Source organism: Pseudomonas urethralis (genome assembly GCF_021602465.1).
Lineage (GTDB): Bacteria > Pseudomonadota > Gammaproteobacteria > Pseudomonadales > Pseudomonadaceae > Aquipseudomonas > Aquipseudomonas vlassakiae.
Genome location: NZ_BQIJ01000007.1, coordinates 198,200 through 218,768 on the forward strand (window position 1 = coordinate 198,200; position 20,569 = coordinate 218,768).

Consider the following 20,569-nt stretch of genomic DNA (forward strand, 5'->3'; position numbering starts at 1 on the left):
CTGCAATGCAGCCCTTTTTCTTTGCCTTGGATTCAGCCGCGGATTTCCGCTACCACAGCTGCCAGCGCCTGAGCAGGGTCTGCTGCCTGGCTGATCGGGCGGCCGATCACCAAGTAGTCGGAACCTGCATCCAGCGCCTGGCGCGGGGTGAGGATACGGCGCTGGTCATCCTGGGCACTGCCCGCAGGGCGAATGCCCGGAGTGACCAGCTGCAACGCCGGATGCGCAGCCTTCAGCGCCGGAGCTTCCAGAGCCGAGCACACCAAGCCATCCATGCCCGCCTTTTCGGCCAGCGCCGCCAGGCGCAGTACTTGTTCTTGTGGGTCCACGTCCAGGCCGATACCCGCCAGGTCCTCACGCTCCATGCTGGTCAACACCGTCACGCCGATCAGCAACGGCTGCGGGCCGCTGCGCTTGGCCAGCTCTTCGCGACAGGCGGCCATCATGCGCAGGCCACCGGAGCAATGCACGTTGACCATCCACACACCCATCTCGGCAGCGGCCTTGACCGCCATGGCCGTGGTGTTGGGGATGTCGTGGAACTTGAGGTCGAGGAACACCTCGAAGCCCTTCGCGCACAGGGTTTCGACAATGCCCGAAGCGCTGCTGGTAAACAGCTCCTTGCCGACTTTTACCCGGCACAGGGCGGGGTCGAGCTGGTCAGCCAGCTTCAGGGCGGCGTCACGGGTGGGGAAATCCAGGGCGACGATCAGGGGCGTCTGGCAGGCGGACATGGTCAGGGGTCTCTTGGCAAGTCGTAAACGGCGCGCATTGTAAACGAAGTCAGCGTGCCTTGGGGGCCAGGGCGCCATCAGAATTGGCCTAGACAGGTACGGCTCCTATAATTGAACCAACGGATATGGCCATCGCTCATATTTTGTACAAGCGAAGCCTTCAAAGCGCATAGGAGAACGACAATGCCCTGGTATGCCTGGCTGATACTCATCATAGCCCTCGGCTCGATCGTGGGCGGGTTGATGATGTTGCGCGATACGGCGAAGAAGCTGCCGCTGACGGAAGAACAGCTGCGCAAGGTGCATGAACGCAATGCCGAGGCCGATGCCAAGGATGCGCAGGACCGGTGATGCTATATATGATGACGCCGGGGCAGACGGATGCCAGCCCCGGCCAACTCCCCTACTCCACTACCAACTTGTCACGGTTACGCTCCAGCAGCGCATTGCCTATCCCTTTTATCTCCAGCAATTCATCTACCGAAGCGAATGGCCCGTTTGCATCCCGATAAGCCACGATCGCCTCGGCCTTCGCTTTGCCAATGCCATTGAGCTCCTTTTGCAAGGTCGGCGCATCTGCGGTGTTCAGATTCAGCATGCTGGAAGAAGTTTGAACCTGGCTTACCATCGGCACCGGTTCCTTCGGTGCGGTGGCCGACGCTGGCGCGGCGCTGAGCGAAAACGACAAGCTGGCAAACAGCGGCAAAAGCAGGTAGCTAAGGACGGTATTACGCATGAGGTCACTCCTGTGAGTTGAGTTAGAAAGCAGCAATATCCTTGGCTGCCCCCTAAAGCTAGCGGCTCACAGACCATTCTCCCAGCATTTGTCGCAAGGGAATGGTAACCAGATTAGACGTCACCGCATGTTGCACGCCCGCCCAGGTAAAACATCCCACAGCAGGCGTGCACAGTCCCTTCAGACTCAGAAGATGGTGTCGCGCAGGACCCGCTGCAGGTACTGACCATAGCCGTTCTTCATCAGCGGCGCGGCCAACTTCTCCAGTTGCTCAGCGTCGATCCAGCGTTGACGGTAGGCAACCTCTTCAGGACAGGCGACTTTCAGGCCCTGACGGCGTTCGATGGTGGCGATGAAACCGCTGGCTTCGAGCAGCGAATCGTGTGTGCCGGTATCCAACCAGGCATAGCCGCGCCCCATCACCTCGACGGACAACTGCTCGCGCTCAAGGTACAGGCGGTTGAGGTCGGTGATTTCCAGCTCGCCGCGAGGTGAAGGCTTGAGGCCCTTGGCCATCTCGATCACATCTTGGTCGTAGAAATACAACCCGGTGACCGCATAGTTGGACTTGGGTTTGAGCGGTTTCTCTTCCAGGCTGATGGCCTTGCCGCGGTTGTCGAATTCGACCACACCGTAACGCTCTGGATCGGTCACGTGGTAGGCGAACACACTTGCTCCCTGATTGCGGTCCATCGCATCGAGTAGCAGCGACTGGAAGTCATGGCCGTAGTAGATATTGTCTCCCAGTACCAGTGCCGACAGGTCGTTACCGATAAAGTCCTCGCCAATGATGAAGGCCTGAGCCAGGCCGTCTGGTGATGGCTGCACGGCGTAGGTGATGTTGAGGCCCCACTTGTGGCCGTCACCAAGCAGCTGCTCGAAACGAGGTGTGTCTTGGGGGGTTGAGATGATCAAGATGTCGCGAATGCCCGCAAGCATCAGCGTACTTAGCGGGTAATAGATCATCGGCTTGTCGTACACCGGCAGCAATTGCTTGGAGATCGCCAGTGTCGCGGGGTGTAGGCGTGTGCCGGAGCCGCCGGCGAGAATGATGCCTTTGCGTTGCTTCAGTGTGCTCATTTGTTGTGCTTCCCTGAACGGCAGCTGTAATTCTTTTCAACCCATTCCCGATAACTGCCCGACTGTACGCCCTCTACCCACGCAGCATTGTCCAGGTACCACTGCACCGTCTTACGGATACCGGTTTCGAAGGTTTCACTCGGTTTCCAGCCCAGCTCGCGCTCAAGCTTGCGGGCGTCAATGGCATAGCGTCGATCATGCCCCGGACGGTCGGCAACATAGCTGATCTGATCCGCGTAGGGCTTGCCGTCAGCCCGTGGACGCAGTTCGTCGAGCAAGGAACAGACGCGCTCGACGATCTCCAGGTTAGGTTTCTCGTTCCAGCCACCGACGTTGTAAACCTCGCCCACCATGCCAGCCTCAAGCACCCGGCGAATGGCGCTGCAATGGTCCTTGACATAAAGCCAGTCGCGAATTTGCTGACCATCACCGTACACTGGAAGCGCTTTGCCAGCCAACGCGTTGACAATCATCAGCGGAATGAGCTTTTCCGGAAAGTGCAGTGGCCCGTAGTTGTTTGAGCAGTTTGTGGTCAGAACGGGCAAGCCGTAAGTGTGGTGGTAGGAGCGTACCAGGTGATCGCTGGCCGCCTTGCTCGCCGAGTAGGGGCTATTGGGCTGGTACTGATGGGTTTCGGTGAACGCCGGCTCGCCGGCCTTGAGCGAGCCGTACACCTCATCGGTGGACACATGCAGAAACCGGAACGAATCCTGCCTAGCATCCTTAAGCCCCTGCCAATAGCTGCGTACCGCTTCGAGCAATTGGAAGGTACCGACCACGTTGGTTTCGACGAATGCCTGCGGACCGTGAATGGAGCGGTCAACATGCGATTCGGCGGCAAAGTTGAGCACCGCACGCGGTTGATACTCGGTCAGTAGCCGCTGGAGCAGCGGACCGTCGCCGATATCCCCGTGCACGAACACATGCTGCGGATTGCCCTGCAGGCTGGCCAGGCTTTGCAGATTGCCAGCGTAGGTCAATTTGTCGAGGTTGATGAGGGTTTCGCCCGATTGGTTCATCCAATCCAGCACGAAGTTCGCACCGATAAAGCCGGCGCCGCCGGTAACCAGGATAGTCATGGGTTCAGGTCGGTCTCATGCGGTCGGTAGGTAAGGTGCCGTAAGTGTAAACGAGATCATTGAAATCGTATCGGCTGGGGTGGGGGCTGTCTTGAGGGCCGAGGCTGCGGACGCATGGACGGTGTAAGGCTCATTCTACTGACAACACGTGCACCAGCGCGTAAAGTGCCTCCATTTTTAAATCAATGACTGATCCGTCTTCAATTGTCAGATTCGATAAGGAATTCAACACCGTGAATGCACTGTTTCGCCGAGCATCGATCATAGCGTGCGCACTCGGTACATTGATGTTGCTGGGTTGGCTGCTCAAGTTCAGCGCATACGGAATCGATTTCACTGACGAAAGCTTCTATCTGGTCTGGATCTCCACACCGTACCTCTACAGTGCCTCCACTACCCAGTTCGGCTTTGTTTACCACCCGCTTTATCAACTGCTGGGAGGGGATATCACCGCCTTACGGCAAGCGAACATACTCATCACCTTTGCGCTGGCGTGGGGACTGTCGCAAACCTTCCTCAACTCAATCTTGCCTAAGCAATCAGGGGAAAACCTACTGCGAGCAACCTTGAGTGCAGGCCTAGCAACGGCTGTCTTACTGATCTTCGATACCTGGCTTGTAACTCCGAGCTACAACAGCCTGACGTTGCAGGCGCTGCTGATTACGACCACCGGTTTGCTGATGGCGGACAAACTCCTGTATCGCGCCAGCCTGACAGGCTGGGCGCTGATCGGTATTGGTGGTTGGCTTGCGTTCATGGCCAAACCGAGCAGCGCGATGGCACTAACGCTCGCAGTGATCCTGTGGTTACTGGCTTTGCGACGGTGCACCTTGCGCTCGCTGCTGCTCACGGGTGTCAGTGCGTTACTGCCATTGCTCGCCAGTGCTTGGCTGATCGACGGTTCTGTCGTCACGTTTGCGGCTCGCATAAAAAAGGGTATCCAGCTTACTCAGGACCTAGGTGGAGGACATACCCTGTTCAATATCATGAGGGTCGACAGTTTTACGTTGGACGACATGCTTCTGTACCCGCTGCTGGCGACGGCCTTCGCCATTTTCGTCGCCACGGGGTTCCTGCTTACTAAAGACAAGCGTTGGCATTATTTGAGCTTGCCATTGTCACTCGCATTCTTCGTTTTAACGGCATCACTGGTGCTCGGCCACCCGGCATGGGCTGTAGAGCTCGGACCATATCAAAGCCTGTGGATCTTCGCTGTGATGCTGGCCGCGCTGGTGGCCCTTCTCACCATTGGACGCCTCAAGGCACTGACGAACATCACCCTCGCGCAATGGGTCATGGCCGTGGTGCTCATAGTTACTCCTCACATGTACGCATTCGGCACCAATGGCAACTACTGGAATACCGGAGGGTACGCCGCGATCTTCTGGTTACTCGCCGGATTCACCTTGCTGGGGCCGCTGATCCGCCAACAGGCTTCCTTGTTCCCTCTGCTTCCGGCCACACTCGCTACCCAGGCAATGGTAGCCACTCTCTTGCAAACCGGTCTGGAGCAACCTTACCGACAGCCCCAGCCCCTGAAGCTCAACACCAGCACTCAATCACTGGGGGTCAACGGGGCCAAGCTCCAACTATCCGAAGGATACGCTCTGTACTTCTCCAGCGCGATCCAGGTTGCGCGAACGGCCGGGCTGCAGCCGGGTACGCCGATGATCGATCTGTCCGGCCAGTCGCCAGGCATCCTTTATGCGCTTGGTGCCCAAAACATCGGACAGGCATGGCTAGTTGGCGGCTACCCTGGCAGCCTCAAGCGCGCAAGCGAAGCGCTCTCGCTGGTGGATTGCGAGATGGTCGCCGTTTCGTGGGTGCTCTGGGAGCCAGATGGCCCGCGCAGTCTGCCCATTGAAACACTATTGCAGCAAGGTGCTCGGTTCCCGGACGACTATCGCCAAGTGGGCACTTGGCGCACTGCACGTGGTGCTGGCGGATATGACTTTGAGCGGGAACAAGTGCTCTATGTTCCTGTCAACGTCGAAAACACTACACGTGCTTGCCTGGCCAAAAGAGAACAATGATGCCTAACACTGAGAAGCTTTCGACTACTCACGGCCAGCACCCGGGAATTAGTGTGGTAGTGCCGGTCTATCGCAGTAAAGGGACGCTGCATACCTTCCACGAGAGGATCTCACGACAACTGGATGCCCTTACCGATGATTGGGAATTGATTCTGGTTGACGACGCGAGCCCGGACGACACCTGGATTACCGCGTGTGAGCTGCATGAAAAGGACGCACGTGTCAGATGCATCCGCCTGGCGCGCAACTTTGGCCAGCAACACGCTACCTTGTGTGGCTTGAGCTATGCCAGCAAGGGCTACGTCTTTACCATCGATGACGACCTGCAGTGCTTTCCTGAAGACTTGCCGCTGTTCACCGAACAACTTGATGCGGGAAAACGAGTAGTCATCGGCAAGATCGACGCTACCGAGAAACAGCATCACTGGTGGCGCAACATCGGCTCACGGGTGAACCTGCACCTCGCGGGCAAAATCATCGGAAAACCCAAGGCGATGGGGCTGTCCAGCTTTCGTGCCATGACTCTGGACGTGGCACGCAAGTTGACCGCCTACAAAGGCGCGCACCCGCACATCGCTGCCATGCTGTTCAAATCGGTGCCACACTCGTTGATTTGCAACGTGCCCATCCGCCATGCCTCTCGGCTGGATGGGCAAAAGACGACTTACTCAGTGGCGAAACTGATCAAGACGTTGTCATATCTCGTCATCAACCACTCTTATCTCCCACTGCGTTTTATGATCGGCTGGGGGGTGGTGATCAGCCTGCTGAGTATCGCCTATGCCGCATGGGTCATCATCCAATCCATCTTTGCCGAGCATTCCGCACCGGGCTGGGCATCTCTGGCCGTGCTGGTTTCATTCCTGAGCGGCAACATACTTCTGGCGCTGGGCGTACTTGGGGAATACCTTGGCCGCCTGGTGGAAGAAGCCAGCAACGTTGAACAGTTTTCGGTTTTTGAAGAGAAGCTCTGATGACCACCCGCCTCGACTACGCTCACCGCTTCGACATCAGTGATCACTTCGCCACTGAAGTCATCGTCAAGGGCGGCAGCTTCGCCACTCTCGATGAAGCCGACACCACCACACCGGGTAGCCTGGTGTACTGCCAGAACCTGCATTACCTGCAGAAGGCCGCAAAGAATCCAAATGTCTCTGCGGTAATATGTACTCCCGCGCTGATCGACGACCTCGCCAGTGCCGGCAAGGCAATCATCGCCGCGGAGAACCCACGCCACACCTTCTTTGAACTGTATCTACGCCTCAAGGCCAGCGGAGACATCCTTCCACAGATTAGCTTTGGAGTCGGTGAAGGATGCAGTATCCATCCCAGTGCAGTGGTATCGCCCAAGGCCCGGCTGGGTAATCGCGTGGTCATTGGCGCCCACAGCGTCATCGAAGATTATTGCGAACTCGGCGACGATGTCGAGATAGGCGCCAATGTGGTCATCGGTGCTGAGGGCCTGCTCACCCTTCGCCAGGCCGACGGGCGCCTGGTGCGAGTCAGCCATGCCGGCGGCGTCACGATCAGTGAGGGCTGCCAAATCCTCTCGGGCGCGGTAATTGCCAAGTCGCTGTTTCGCGGGTTCACGTTCATAGGCCCACACACTCAGATCGGCATCATGACTAACATTGGCCATGGCGCTTACGTGGGTGAGGCCTGCGTCATCTCGGGCAATTCCGTCATTGCCGGGCGCAGCCGCCTGGAAGATCGTGTATGGGTGGGTACTTCGGCATCTGTCGCGCAAGGGCTGGTCGTGGGCCAAGGCGCGCAAATCAAGATGGGCGCAGTGGTGGTGGCCGATGTTCCGGCCGGCGCTGTAATGTCGGGTAACTTTGCCGTCAATCACCGGGTGAACATGGTCCGCTACCTGAAGGGAACAGCCTGATGGAACGCTATCCGCTGGACATTGGTTTCAAAGGGGAACGCAACTATATCCATGGCACGGATATGTTCAATCAGGCGATGCGCGTCATTCGTAAAAATCAATTGGGGGAAATCCGCGATATCGATTTTATCATCCAGCGCATGGCCACCCAGCACTTGCAACTTGAAATTGAAAAGGCGGAAGGCTCTCGAAGTGCCGCTCCCGATGATGTTGCCGTGCTCAAATTCACGATTGGCGAAGAACGGTTTTTCGCGCGCTTGATGACAATTCCAGGCGCACCGCAGGCTCGCGTGCCTTATGACGAATCGCTGGTCACCCGGCATTGCCTGATCAATAGCGCAGACAGAAGAGTTCGATTGGCTGAGGACTGCTCCGGCCACAGCAGCATCGAAAAACTGGTATCGATGAACAAAGCCTTGCACTTGGCCGTGCTTGAGAAGCCTGCCGACATGCAATGGGTATTTTGCCGCTGGCACAGCTCTGACCGGCCCATGCCCGAGGACTTGACCCACGCCGAGATCATTCTGAGACAAACGCTGGGATCACGTCTGACCCGTGCCGACGTCATGTTGAACGACTGTCAGCTAGGACAAATCTATTTCAGCGCCAAGCCAGCATCGTGATAGGCTCCGGCGCAGAATGGCGACCGTATGGCCAGGCCACCGTAGGCTCGACACAATATCTGCACAGCAGCAACGTGTATCAGAACAAGAGGAACACTCAATGCCCATCACCCGCGAAGATATTATTGAGGTAATCCGGAAGGCAAAGGCGATCGAAGCACCGGAAAGCCTGCGACCTGAAATGAGCATTACCGAGCAGGGCGTTGACTCTCTCGGCCTGTTCAGCGTTGTACTGGCCGTACAGGATGCCTATGGCATCGCCAACAACGATGCCGAGGTCGACCAGTTGCAAACCCTCGATGACCTGGTGGCTTACGCCAACACACACACCGCGTGAAAACCATGAGTGCAAGCTGCGGGCGCCTCGTCGATCTGTTTCGAAAAGGCACCCGCTATCCAATTGTTCGGTATGGCATCGTCGGCGTGCTCAATAACCTGCGTGGCTACTTGATCTACCTGCTGCTGACGTGGCTCTGGATCGAACCCAAGACAGCGGTGGCCATCATGTACCCCGTTGGAGCCACCTTGGCTTACTTCGGCCATGCGCGCTATTCATTTTCATATAAGGGAAGCGCGGCGCACGGGGCACTTCGTTATTGTATTGCCCATGCGATCGGTTACAGCGCAAACATCGGTATCCTTTACTTGTTTTCCGACAAATTGGGATTTGCTCATCAGTTGGTGCAGATTTTCGCTATTTTCGCGGTGGCCGGCATTCTGTTCATACTGTTCCGTTGGTTCGTTTTCCCCAATCGCCCAATGCCATCTTGAGCTAATCATGCTTCTATGCCCTTCGTGCGGTAAACAGAACATCAAAGCCGAACAGGCCTGCCCTCAATGTCACTTCGAACCCGTACGGGTCGATGGTTTCCTGGCTTGGGCGCCTGAACTTGCAAAGCATAACGACAGTTTTCACGAGACAAGCTTCGAAGGGCTAGCTCGCGTAGAAGCCGGCAGCTTCTGGTTCAAATCACGTAATGCGATCGTGAAATGGGCACTACGCAACTACTTTCCGAGTTTCCAGTCGCTGCTGGAGGTGGGCTGTGGCACCGGGTTCGTACTGTCCGGCATCGCTAACAGTTTCCCAAATGCGCGGATTTGCGGCAGCGAGATCCACACTGCCGGGCTTTCATTCGCAGCGAAGCGACTGCCAGGCGCCGAACTGTTGCAAATGGACGCACGTCGACTGCCCTACGAAGCCGAATTCGATGTTGTCGCCGCATTCGACGTAATAGAGCATATCGTCGAGGACGAACTGGTGTTGAAGAACTTCTATCGCGCCACCAAACCCGGTGGGCTTTGTCTGTTGACGGTACCGCAGCACCAGTGGCTTTGGAGTCCGGCTGACGATGCGGCCTGCCACAAGCGCCGTTACAGCCCCGAAGATCTGCACAACAAAGTGACAGCTGCGGGTTTCCGCATTGTGCGCAGCACCTCATTCGTAACCTTGTTATTGCCAATGATGATGGCAGCACGCTGGAAGGCTCGACGCACCGGTCGTGCCGGGGGCAGCGAGGCCATTTTACTGAACCCGACACTTGAGCGAATTTTTGAAGCGATCATGCGCGTCGAACTCCAGCTCATCAAATGGGGACTTGACCTCCCCGTAGGCGGCTCCCGCCTGCTGGTCGGAATCAAGGACGCTTAGTCGCGTACCTCAACCCCGCTCGGACGTCCAAGCTGCGCTTTCATCCCACACCAGCGAACGCTGATGATCCGTCTCGAACTTGTCGACAGCCATCTTAAGTTAAAAGGTACCAACCTGTGACTGAAAAGATTCCGTTCAACCGTCCCTACATGACCGGTAAAGAGTTGTACTACATTGCCGAAGCCAAGTTCGGGAACAAACTGGCCGGCGATGGCCCTTTCACCATGTATTGCCACGAGTGGCTGGAACATAAGAGCGGTTGCAACAAAGCCTTGCTCACCCACTCCTGCACCGCCGCACTGGAAATGGCGGCCCTGTTGCTGGACATTCAGCCAGGCGACGAAGTCATCATGCCGTCGTATACCTTCGTTTCGACAGCCAATGCCTTCGTACTGCGCGGCGGCGTACCGGTTTTCGTCGACATCCGCGAAGACACGTTGAACCTTGACGAGCGCCTTATCGAAGCCGCCATCACGCCACGCACCCGCGCAATCGTACCAGTGCACTACGCAGGCGTTGCCTGCGAGATGGACGCCATCATGGCAATCGCCGCACGCCACGGCCTGAAAGTGGTGGAGGATGCCGCCCAAGGGGTAATGGCCTCCTACAAAGGTCGACCGCTGGGCAGCATCGGCGACCTGGGCGCCTACAGCTTCCATGAAACCAAAAACGTTATCTCTGGTGAAGGCGGGGCGCTGCTGGTCAACAATCCGATACTGACGCAGCGCGCAGAGATCATTCGTGAAAAAGGCACTGACCGCAGTCGTTTCTTCCGCGGCGAGGTAGACAAATACACGTGGCAAGAAGTGGGATCGTCGTTCCTGCCAGGTGAGCTGATCGCAGCGTTTCTCTGGGCACAACTTGAAGAAGCCGAGCAGATCACCGAAGACCGCCTGGCCATCTGGCAACGCTACCATGACCTGTTACAACCGATGGAACAACAGGGACTCTTGCGGCGGCCAATCATTCCGGCAGAATGCCAGCACAACGCCCATATGTACTACGTACTGCTGGCGCCCGAGATTGACCGCCGACACGTGCTGGCTGAATTGAAGAAAAACGACATCAACGCTGTATTCCACTATGTTCCGCTGCATTCATCACCAGCTGGGCAACGCTACGGGCGTACCCATGGTGACCTGACGGTGACCGAGGGGCACTCGGAACGTCTGTTGCGCCTACCGCTGTGGCACAGCTTGCCACTGCAACAGCAGGAGCGAATTGTGCGGACAATACACAACGCTATGGCCTGATCGTCTGCCCGTGCCATTCGTAGAACGATCTTTGGCGATTGGCACGGGGCTCAAACTTTTCTTAACATCAGGGTTTGGCTTAGGGTTCAAGCCGGCGCTGCTGGTAGATCCAGTCGACGATCTCTCCCTCAGGGGCATAGCCAATCACGGTTTCACGCAGCAACTGACGGACCCGCACAAAATCATCATGCGATGCTGCGTCCAGCAACTGCGCCAACGCATCCTTGAGTGTATCCCACTGGATGAAGTCTTCGTTGGCACTCATGATCATCGGGTGCCGCGTGGCAAGCACGTTGTCGCCAATCAGGAGTTCTTCGTAAAGCTTCTCTCCCGGGCGCAAACCGGTGAACTCGATGGCAATGTCACCCATGGGGTTGCGCTCGGAACGAACACTGAAACCTGACAGATGAATCATTTTTTCGGCCAGTTCAACGATGCGAACCGGCTCGCCCATGTCCAGGACGAATACATCCCCGCCCTTGCCCATCGACCCAGCCTGGATGACAAGTTGCGCAGCTTCCGGAATGGTCATGAAGTAGCGGGTAATCTTCGGATGCGTGACCGTGAGGGGGCCACCAGACTTCAGCTGCTTGTGGAACAGCGGAATCACCGAACCTGACGAGCCCAGCACGTTGCCGAAGCGCACCATGGTGAAACGGGTTTTGTTAACTTGCGAGACATTCCCTACATCACCAAACAGTACCGGTGCCAGCTCCCGACTAAGCGCTTGCAAAGTCATTTCGGCGAGACGCTTGGTGCTGCCCATCACGTTGGTCGGACGCACAGCCTTGTCGGTGGAGATAAGCACGAAGTTGGCCACGCCAGCCTGCAACGCAGCTTGGGCGGTATGCAAAGTGCCGATCACGTTGTTAAGTAAGCCTTCAGCAATGTTGTGCTCGACCATAGGCACATGCTTATAAGCTGCGGCGTGATAAACCGTGTCGACGTGCCAGGTCTTCATGATGTCCAGCAGCTGCGCCTGGTTGCGCACTGAACCGAGAATCGGTATTAGGCGAATTGTCAGGGACTCACGAGCGATACGCTGCTCCAACTCCGAAAGGATGCTGTACAGGTTGAACTCACTGTGGTCGAACAACAGTAAGGTGCGTGGCGCCTGGCCGAGTATTTGGCGACACAGTTCCGAACCGATCGAGCCCCCTGCCCCCGTCACCAGTACGGTCTGATCCACAATGCAACGCTGCAATAGGTCAGGCTGTGCAGGGACTGCATCGCGGCCAAGCAGATCGGCAATATCGACTTCGCGAATATCATCGACCTTGACCCTGCCACTGGCCAGATCCATGAATCCGGGGATCGTCCGTACATGTAGCGGGAAGCCTTCAAGGAAATTGAGGATCTCCCGGCGACGCGTGCGAGTGGACGATGGAATTGCCAGCAGAATTTCTTGAGCGCCCGTTACGTCGATCAGCCGCTGCAACTGCTCCGGGTGATACACCTGCAGGCCGGCAATTACGCGGTCGGTCAGGCTAGCGTCATCATCAATGAAGGCTACCGGACGCATGACTTTATCCATCCGCAACGCAGCCACCAGCTGGTTGCCTGCTGCACCAGCACCGTAAACAGCGACTTTAGGCAGGCCATCGTCACGGCTAGCGAACGGCACATGCTGCACCGCGGCGGTGAACCAGTCGCCAAGAAAATACTGGCGCATCGCCAAGCGCAGACCACCAACCATGATCAGGCTTAACCACCAGTAGTTGAAGGTAATTGAGCGCGGTACCACATTCTGATGGTTGCTCGACCAGTAGATGACGAATCCGAGAATCAGAGCCGAGAGTGTGACCGACTTAATGATGGCAATTAGCGCGTCGTTACCGAAGTAGCGCATCACGGCGCGATAGAGGCCAAACCGGATAAACAGCGGAATCGCCACCAGTGGCGCGCACACGAAGAGCCATGTGTGATCGATGATCGGGTTGGCCATCTCATCGATGCCCAGGCGCACGACAAAAGCCAGCCACAAGGCAACCCATATCAGCACGATATCAGTCATGACCTGCAACAGCCGTTTGTGCCGGCGTGGCAGAGCTAGCAGTTTTGTACGCACGTTATCCATAAATCCCCTGAAGGCTTCCACATTACCTAAGCGAAACGCTCTACCCAACTCTAGTGCCTATCTTCCAGGTCGCCTGCGTGATAGCGAACCGCAAGGGCGACTAGCGGAACATAGGCGATAACGACACCCAAAGCGCCGTCCAGCCCAAGCTGCGCCACACAATATGCAACTGGCAGCAGCCAGCACAGGTTGAGCGCTGCGACGGCGAGCGTAACAGGCAGGTGTTTGCCATACTTGCGCGAAGCAAACTGATAAGCATGACTGCGGTGCGCCTCGTACACCTTATCACCCCGCAACAAGCGCCTGATCAAGGTGTAAGTAGCATCGACGATGAACACGCCGAGCAGAATCAGCCAGCACCAGAACATCGGCGGCGAAACCCAGGCCGCTTGTAACGACAGCCCACCCAGCACGATGCCTATGAAGCCACTGCCAGCGTCGCCCATGAAAATTTTAGCTGGCGGAAAGTTCCAGAACAGAAAACCACCCACCGCTGCGGCCATGAGCAATGGCAGGATGGCGGGCCCGTTAAGGCCAGAAAGCCAATACAACAGAGCGCCGCTCAAGCATGCAGTGATTGCCTCAATACTGGCGATGCCATCAATCCCATCCATGAAGTTATAGAGATTGAGCAACCAGACCAGATAGACAGCTGCGAGCACGCCCCCGACCCACCCCAAGTCCAAGTCCCAGCCAAACAGTGACAAGGGGGCCAGCCCACCCATCCAGGCTAAGATCCATGCCGCAGCGGCAAAATGCCCGAGCAGCCGCCAGCGTGCGGCGATATGGCCGTGGTCATCCATGAAACCGATGATCGCGATCAGCGCACCACCCCCGCCAAGCGCAACGAGAGTGGAAATGTGCTCGGCACCGGTCATAGTCAACGCCACAATCGCCAGCAGGAACGACATGACAATGGCCACCCCACCGCCACGTGGCGTGGGCACCGTGTGAGAGCTGCGCGCATTGGGCACATCGATGACGCTACGCGCCAACGCGTAGCGTCGCAATGCAGCCGTCATCACCAACGACACGATCAATAAGGCGAGAAGAGACCACAAAAGCATCATTTCTTAACGGTTTCCTGGTAGTGCCTGGCAGCGGCCAGCAAGGCCACATCAACTTTGACCGGTGGTTGCCATCCGAGCAACTCGCGGGTTTTACGAGTATCCACCTGCAGCGACCCACATAAGCGTTGGGACAGCGAGCGCTTGCCGAGCGAAATAGCGGCTGCGCTCAGGGCCCAAGCCGGGATAGGCAATAGCCGCGCAGTTTTGCCCAGCGCCATTGCCATTCGCCGCAGCAATGCCGTGGTGGAAAGGTCTTCACCGTCGCTGACCAGGAAGGTCTGGTTGGCCGCCGCCGGGTGATCGATACACGTCACGATCAAATCGACCAGGTTATCCAAAGCCACCAGGCTACGGCGATTGTCGATGGCACCGAATGGCAGTGGCACACCGCGATCGAGCCAGCGCATCATGTTGAGGAAGTTAGCCTTCACTCCCGGCCCATAGACCAGCACAGGACGGATGATCACCACTTCCAGGCCAGACTGCTGTGCCAGCTTGCGCAGCTCCACTTCCGCCTCCATCTTGGAAACGCCATAAGGGTCCAGAGGCATGGGCTGATCATCAGCAGTATAGGGCTTACCCTTGGGGGTTCCCTCGCCGTTGACCTTGATCGAACTGATGAACACGAAGCGCTTAACACCAGCGGCGATCGCTTGCCGTGCCAATGCAAGCGTTCCCTGGACATTGACCTTGCGAAAGGCCGCCAGTGGGTCGGTTTCGGTATCGTTCATCACGTGGACACGGGCAGCACTGTGAATGACTACTTCGCATTCAGTCAGAACTCCATGCCAGTCATTACCCTCCCCTAATGCCTCAAAGGCAAAGGTGCGCACGCTTGCAGGCAGCTTCGAGCCCCCCTGGCGCACAGCGGCGATCACCTCACGCCCCTCAGAGCTGAGCCTGCGCAGTACGGCGCTACCCACGAAACCACTGGCTCCGGTGAGAAAAACCTTTTGTGTCATCGTCCTGACCTTCTCAAAGTAGCCTCGCTGAACAGACGTTCCAGACGCGATAGCAAGGCGGACTTGGCGAACTCGCGTTCATAATACTGGCGCCCGGACTCGCCCATCTTGTTGCGCTCAGTCAACGGCAAGCCCGCCAGTTTCTCGGTAACGGCGGCGAGCGCCAAGCCATTTCCAGACTCGCAAGCAAAGCCGGCACCCGACTCTTCGATAACCCGCGCAGCCTCACCATTAATCATACCGATCACAGGCCGGCCGGAAGCCAAGTAGGCTTGCACCTTGCCGGGAATGGTCTTTTCGAACACATCATTGGTGCGCAAAGATACCAACAGCGCATCCGCCTGGGCGAACAAGGGCGGCATGGCCTCCAGTGGATGACGGCCAAGCAGCAGCACATTGTCCAGCGACCGGTTGCGAACCTGCTCCTCAAGCCAACCGCTCATTCGCCCGTCGCCGACGATCACCCAACGGATGGACAGCTTGCCGCGTAGCGCTTCGGCTGCGTCGAGAATCGCCGGAAAATCCTGCGCTTCCCCTACGTTGCCTGCGAACACAACAGTGAAGGTGGCGTCATCACGCACGACCAGCTTTGAAGGCTCAAGGTCTTTGGCCGAGAAATCATCTTCAGCCCAGCTGGGGAAGTACACCAGGCGCTCTGCATCGATAGGCCGGGTGCAGTACTGACGAACGTTGTCGAAGAAACCATGCGATTGCAACAGCAAATAATCGGTACGGTTGTAAATCCAAGACACCGCCTTGCCAACCAACCCCAACAGTTTAGGGTTATGGATGACATTCACCGCGCGAAGCGTTTCAGGCCAAAGATCGAGAACCCAGACAAAAACCGGAGCGCGCTTTAGTTTGCCAAGCAGAACTGCAGGAATCGCAGAAAGAATCGGCGACACTGCATAGACGAACATTGCATCATAGCGGCGCCCTCTTAACTTGAAAGCGCCAACAATCGATGCCGAAACGAGAAACGACAGGTAGTTCAGAACCAGCTGAATACTACGTTTCCCGCGCGGAACCAGCGGTACGCGCACGATTTCTGCGCCTTCATAGCTGGAAAACGCAGCGGGATCATCCTTGTATCGCTGAAACACCTGCCCTTCCGGATAGTTGGGCAACCCAGTAAGCACGGTAACCTCATGGCCTTTCTCAACAAAGTCGCGAACCATGTCGTTGACACGCATGTTCTCGGGCCAGAAGTACTGGGTTACAACGAGAATCTTCAGCTGCTTTTGCGTTAGTCCATCCACGTGATCAGTACCGCTTCCAGACAATTCGATTCACGTAATCGGTGTAGCTGTGAACGATTCGCACGACCTTGTCCGAAACATTGGGCATGCTGTAATCGCCGACCAGGCGCAAGCTACGTTCTGCACCACGCAGCTGGCTTTCAAGAATCCTCAGACCTTGCAGCACGCGCTCCGTATCGAGCCCAACCATCATCGCTGCGGCCTCTTCCATGCCTTCCGGGCGCTCATGCGCTTCGCGTATGTTCAGCGCTGGGAAGTTGAGTATCGAAGCTTCTTCGTTGATCGTGCCGCTATCAGATAGCACCGCTTTGGAAGTCAGCTGCAGTTTGTTGTAGTCCTTGAAACCGAGTGGCTTGAGCAGACGTACATTGGCATGGAATGTCACACCCATGGCATCGACCCGCTTCTGCGTACGCGGGTGAGTAGAGACGATTACCGGGAGGTCAAACTGCTCGGCCACGGTGTTGAGCACATCGACCAGCTTGAGGAAGTTCTTGTCGGAATCGATGTTCTCTTCACGATGTGCACTGACCACGAAGAACTTGCCTGCCTCCAGGCCCAGGCGCTCTAGCACGTCAGAAGTCTCAATGCCTTCCCGGTAGAAGTTGAGGACTTCGAACATCGGGCTGCCAGTCTTGATGACGCGATCTGCAGGCAGGCCCTCACGCAACAGATAATCACGGGCAATGGTGCTGTAGGTGAGGTTGATGTCTGCGGTGTGATCGACGATACGACGGTTGATCTCTTCCGGCACACGCATGTCGAAACAACGGTTTCCTGCCTCCATGTGGAACGTCGGAATCTTGCGGCGCTTGGCCGGGATCACTGCCATGCAGCTGTTGGTATCCCCGAGTACCAGCATGGCTTCCGGTTGCACCTCGGCCAGCACCTTATCCACTGCAATGATCACATTACCAATTGTCTCAGCGCCGGATGCACCCGCCGCATTGAGGAAGTGGTCCGGCTTGCGAATACCCAAGTCCTGGAAAAAGATCTCATTCAGTTCGTAATCGTAGTTTTGTCCGGTATGGACCAAAATGTGATCACAGTGCTCATCAAGCGCGCTCAAAACACGCGACAAACGAATGATCTCAGGACGAGTGCCAACGACGGTAACGATTTTCAGCTTTTTCATAAAAACCTCAATTCATGCTTTTGCCAGGTCGGGGCAGACTGGCAAGGCATAGGTATCCGGTAGTTCGCGGTCGAAGATTTCGTTGGCCCAGAGCATGACGATCATTTCGTCATCACCAATGTTGGTGATGTCATGGGTCCAACCAGGCACCGTTTCGACGATAGTTGGCGTATCGCCACTGGTCTGCAGCTCGTAGAATTCATCAGTGACTACATGGCGGAAGCGGAAGTTGGCCCTTCCCTTGATGACCAGGAATTTCTCGGTCTTGGAATGGTGATAATGACCGCCGCGGGTAATCCCTGGATGTGCAGTGAAATAAGAGAACTGCCCCGCCTCCGGGGTTTTTAGCATTTCCACGAACACACCACGAGGGTCGCCATATTTTGGCACTTCGTAGGTGAACGATTCCGGCGGCAGGTAGCTCAGGTAGGTAGAATAAAGTGCTCGCACCAATCCAACCCCGACATTTTCGGTGACCAGTGTAGAGCGACTGCCGCGGAAGCGGCGAAGTTGCTCAGCCAGTGCGCCCACTGTTGTGGAATAAACGGGCTCTACATCGACCATGCCGGGCGCCATCGCGGCCCCATCCATGATGCTGACGAAACGCCGAACCACGTCATCCACATAGACCAGGTTCAGTGCAGCCGACTCGTCATGTATTTGAACTGGCAGGTCACGCGCGATGTTGTGGCAGAACGTCGCTACTGCCGAGTTATAGTTCGGGCGCGCCCATTTACCGAATACATTCGGCAGACGGAATATGTAAACCGGGCTGCCATGCTGCTCAGCCAGTTGGAGCAGCGCGCGCTCGGCCGCCAACTTGCTGATACCGTACGGGTTATCACGTTCGGCCTGGATGGACGAGGTATAGAGCACCGTCGGCTTGCGCCCGCATGCTTTTACTGCGTCACAGAGCTGCTGGGTGAGCTCGCTGTTGCCGCTGCTAAACTCCATGGGGTCCTGAGGCCGGTTGACCCCTGCCAGATGGAAGATGCAATCCGCCTCGGCCACTTTTGCATGCAGCGCTTTCAGATCATCGCTGCGGGCGAACAGGCTTACCTCGACATCCTTACGCTCACCCAAATGAACCAGCAGGTTGCGAGCAATGAAACCGTTGCTACCGGTAACCAGGACTTTCATCAATCACTCCTCCGGCGTTGCATGCTCGCCACGCTGGATGGCCTTGATGAACTCGAGCTTCAGCAGGAGCGCCTGCATGCCGGCGACGTCGAGGCGCTCGGTGTTATGCGAGTTGTAGTCTTCGGTGTGAGAAATCTTCTCTTCGCCCTGCTCGACGAACTTGCTGTAGTTAAGGTCACGCAGATCCGGCGGCACACGGAAGTAATCCCCCATGTCTTCGGCGCACGCCATTTCCTCACGGCTCAACAAGGCTTCGTAAAGTTTCTCGCCATGGCGCGTGCCAATGACCTGAATGGGATGCTTGTCCTGACCGAGCAACTCGGTCAGAGCCTTTGCCAGCGTCTGAACAGTCGCTGCTGGAGCCTTTTGCACGAACAGATCACCATTGTTGCCGTGTTCGAAGGCGTATAGCACCAGATCCACGGCATCCGCCAGGGTCATCATGAAGCGGGTCATGTTGGGATCGGTGATTGACAGCGCCTTGCCGGCACGGATCTGATCAATGAACAACGGAATGACCGAACCGCGGGACGCCATGACGTTACCGTAACGGGTTCCGCAAATGACGGTTTTGGCCTCATCGACATTGCGCGACTTGGCCACCATGACTTTTTCCATCATCGCCTTGGAAATACCCATCGCATTGATGGGGTAGACCGCCTTGTCGGTACTCAAGCAAACGACACGTCGCACTTCATTCTGAATGGCTGCCTCAAGAACATTCTCGGTACCGATGACGTTGGTCTTCACCGCCTCCATGGGGTGAAACTCGCAAGAAGGTACCTGCTTCAACGCCGCCGCATGGAAGATATAGTCAACACCCCGCGTAGCGTTGAGCACACTCTGATAATCGCGGACATCACCGATGTAGAACTTCAGCTTGGCGTTGTCATAACGCTTGCGCATGTCGTCCTGCTTCTTTTCATCACGGCTGAATATACGAATCTCCGCGATGTCGCTGTCGAGAAACCGCTTTAGAACTGCATTGCCGAACGAACCGGTACCACCGGTGATGAGAAGCTTTTTACCCTTGAACATATGATCTGACCCTTGCCACGCGCCTGAAGAGTTATCGAGCCCGCAGAGCTGAATAAATGATGTCGTCTTTCTGCTGAGCACTTGGATAGCTGATCAACACAGCGCGGTAGGCCCCTTTGAACACAAAGAAACTGCCCGCAGCCACACCAACCACACCGCATGCCTTGATCACGCTAGCCATATCTTCAAGCGAACCGCCACCTCCAAGGATGGTAATCGGAATATGAACAGCAGCGCGGAGCTTGCTTGCCAGTTCGATGTCATAACCCTTCATCTTTCCATCATTTTCGATGGAGTTGAGGACTATTTCACCGGCACCGAGCTGTTCAAATTCCTGGGCGACTTCCAGCACGCTGCGCTTGGTATTGCGCGTGCCGTTGTGGGTCCACACTTCTTGGGTCTTGCTCAGCAGACGAGACTTGTGATCAAGCACCACAACCACACTCTGGCTACCAATCTCTTCGGCAATCTGGGTGATCAAGCGCGGGTTGTCGAGCGCAGCTGAGCTGATGGCGACTTTCTCGACGCCCAGCTGGATGATTTTCTTGGCCTGCTCGGCAGTGCGTATGCCACCGCCATAGCACAACGGCATGCGGCACTCGGCGGCAAGCTTGGCAATCTGCGTGTAGTTCGGCTCGACACCATGCGCGGTTGCATCGATATCGACGACGATCAGCTCATCAGCTTCCTTTTCATTGAAGATCTTCACCGCATTGATGGGATCTCCGACGTACTTCGGTTCCTTGAACTTAACCGTCTTTACCAGCCCACCGTCCTGGATGAGCAAGCATGGAATGATCCTGGGTCTTAGCAT

21 protein-coding genes are annotated in these 20,569 nt (G+C 56.6%); 9 read left to right on the forward strand and 12 right to left on the reverse strand.

The window, feature by feature from the left end; genetic code table 11:
- Positions 1-32: 32 nt before the first annotated feature.
- Positions 33-734: an orotidine-5'-phosphate decarboxylase gene (gene pyrF, locus L6D64_RS14075; protein WP_054886624.1), complete on the reverse strand. Its 702-nt coding sequence runs from the start codon at positions 732-734 to the stop codon at positions 33-35.
- A 183-nt stretch (positions 735-917) separates the two neighbouring features.
- On the opposite strand from pyrF, the gene L6D64_RS14080 reads away from it, so the two are divergent.
- Complete coding sequence (locus tag L6D64_RS14080) at positions 918-1,085, forward strand: DUF2897 family protein (protein ID WP_003252762.1); 168 nt, start codon at positions 918-920, stop codon at positions 1,083-1,085.
- Between the two features lie 52 nt (positions 1,086-1,137).
- On the opposite strand, the gene L6D64_RS14085 is transcribed toward L6D64_RS14080, so the two are convergent.
- The 3 genes from L6D64_RS14085 to rfbB form a co-directional block, all read right to left on the reverse strand.
- On the reverse strand, positions 1,138-1,470 hold the full coding sequence (locus tag L6D64_RS14085) for a ComEA family DNA-binding protein (protein WP_176507344.1): 333 nt from the start codon (positions 1,468-1,470) through the stop codon (positions 1,138-1,140).
- Between the two features lie 186 nt (positions 1,471-1,656).
- Positions 1,657-2,550 carry a glucose-1-phosphate thymidylyltransferase RfbA gene (rfbA, locus tag L6D64_RS14090; protein WP_176507345.1) on the reverse strand — a complete coding sequence of 298 codons (894 nt, stop codon included), beginning with the start codon at positions 2,548-2,550 and terminating at the stop codon, positions 1,657-1,659.
- Entirely contained in the window at positions 2,547-3,629 is a 1,083-nt protein-coding gene (gene rfbB, locus L6D64_RS14095) for a dTDP-glucose 4,6-dehydratase (RefSeq protein ID WP_176507346.1), read from the reverse strand. The genes rfbA and rfbB overlap by 4 nt, the downstream gene beginning before the upstream one ends.
- 233 nt (positions 3,630-3,862) lie before the next feature.
- Here rfbB and L6D64_RS14100 point away from each other — a divergent pair, with 233 nt between their 5' ends.
- From L6D64_RS14100 to rffA, 8 genes are all read left to right on the forward strand, one after another.
- On the forward strand, positions 3,863-5,662 hold the full coding sequence (locus L6D64_RS14100) for a DUF2339 domain-containing protein (protein ID WP_176507347.1): 1,800 nt from the start codon (positions 3,863-3,865) through the stop codon (positions 5,660-5,662).
- Positions 5,662-6,636, forward strand: coding sequence for a glycosyltransferase family 2 protein (locus L6D64_RS14105; protein ID WP_176507348.1), 975 nt, complete (start codon positions 5,662-5,664; stop codon positions 6,634-6,636). The genes L6D64_RS14100 and L6D64_RS14105 overlap by 1 nt, the downstream gene beginning before the upstream one ends.
- Positions 6,636-7,550 carry an LbetaH domain-containing protein gene (locus tag L6D64_RS14110; RefSeq protein ID WP_176507349.1) on the forward strand — a complete coding sequence of 305 codons (915 nt, stop codon included), beginning with the start codon at positions 6,636-6,638 and terminating at the stop codon, positions 7,548-7,550. The genes L6D64_RS14105 and L6D64_RS14110 overlap by 1 nt, the downstream gene beginning before the upstream one ends.
- Complete coding sequence (locus L6D64_RS14115; RefSeq protein WP_176507350.1) at positions 7,550-8,173, forward strand: hypothetical protein; 624 nt, start codon at positions 7,550-7,552, stop codon at positions 8,171-8,173. Before L6D64_RS14110 ends, L6D64_RS14115 begins: the two co-directional genes overlap by 1 nt.
- Before the next feature lie 100 nt (positions 8,174-8,273).
- The gene (locus tag L6D64_RS14120; RefSeq protein ID WP_176507351.1) at positions 8,274-8,510 is read left to right on the forward strand and encodes an acyl carrier protein; all 237 of its coding nucleotides are present in this window, start codon (positions 8,274-8,276) and stop codon (positions 8,508-8,510) included.
- Positions 8,511-8,515: 5 nt separating this feature from the next.
- A complete protein-coding gene (locus L6D64_RS14125) occupies positions 8,516-8,944 on the forward strand; it encodes a GtrA family protein (RefSeq protein ID WP_176507352.1) in 429 nt (142 codons plus the stop codon).
- Positions 8,945-8,951: 7 nt separating this feature from the next.
- Entirely contained in the window at positions 8,952-9,821 is an 870-nt protein-coding gene (locus L6D64_RS14130; protein ID WP_176507353.1) for a class I SAM-dependent methyltransferase, read from the forward strand.
- 116 nt (positions 9,822-9,937) lie between these two features.
- Complete coding sequence (gene rffA / locus L6D64_RS14135) at positions 9,938-11,074, forward strand: dTDP-4-amino-4,6-dideoxygalactose transaminase (RefSeq protein ID WP_176507354.1); 1,137 nt, start codon at positions 9,938-9,940, stop codon at positions 11,072-11,074.
- A gap of 79 nt (positions 11,075-11,153) precedes the next feature.
- Here the strand turns inward: rffA and L6D64_RS14140 are convergent, their stop codons facing one another.
- The 8 genes from L6D64_RS14140 to L6D64_RS14175 form a co-directional block, all read right to left on the reverse strand.
- A complete protein-coding gene (locus L6D64_RS14140) occupies positions 11,154-13,151 on the reverse strand; it encodes a polysaccharide biosynthesis protein (protein ID WP_176507355.1) in 1,998 nt (665 codons plus the stop codon).
- 50 nt (positions 13,152-13,201) lie between these two features.
- A complete protein-coding gene (locus L6D64_RS14145; protein ID WP_176507356.1) occupies positions 13,202-14,221 on the reverse strand; it encodes an MraY family glycosyltransferase in 1,020 nt (339 codons plus the stop codon).
- A complete protein-coding gene (locus L6D64_RS14150; protein ID WP_176507357.1) occupies positions 14,218-15,183 on the reverse strand; it encodes a UDP-glucose 4-epimerase family protein in 966 nt (321 codons plus the stop codon). The genes L6D64_RS14145 and L6D64_RS14150 overlap by 4 nt, the downstream gene beginning before the upstream one ends.
- On the reverse strand, positions 15,180-16,376 hold the full coding sequence (locus L6D64_RS14155) for a glycosyltransferase family 4 protein (RefSeq protein ID WP_176507358.1): 1,197 nt from the start codon (positions 16,374-16,376) through the stop codon (positions 15,180-15,182). The genes L6D64_RS14150 and L6D64_RS14155 overlap by 4 nt, the downstream gene beginning before the upstream one ends.
- Positions 16,377-16,446: 70 nt before the next feature.
- Positions 16,447-17,577: a non-hydrolyzing UDP-N-acetylglucosamine 2-epimerase gene (gene wecB, locus L6D64_RS14160; protein ID WP_176507359.1), complete on the reverse strand. Its 1,131-nt coding sequence runs from the start codon at positions 17,575-17,577 to the stop codon at positions 16,447-16,449.
- A gap of 12 nt (positions 17,578-17,589) precedes the next feature.
- Positions 17,590-18,717, reverse strand: coding sequence for a UDP-2-acetamido-2,6-beta-L-arabino-hexul-4-ose reductase (wbjC, locus tag L6D64_RS14165; protein WP_176507360.1), 1,128 nt, complete (start codon positions 18,715-18,717; stop codon positions 17,590-17,592).
- A 3-nt stretch (positions 18,718-18,720) separates the two neighbouring features.
- Complete coding sequence (locus L6D64_RS14170; RefSeq protein WP_176507361.1) at positions 18,721-19,755, reverse strand: polysaccharide biosynthesis protein; 1,035 nt, start codon at positions 19,753-19,755, stop codon at positions 18,721-18,723.
- 31 nt (positions 19,756-19,786) lie between these two features.
- Positions 19,787-20,569: an AglZ/HisF2 family acetamidino modification protein gene (locus tag L6D64_RS14175; protein ID WP_176507362.1), complete on the reverse strand. Its 783-nt coding sequence runs from the start codon at positions 20,567-20,569 to the stop codon at positions 19,787-19,789.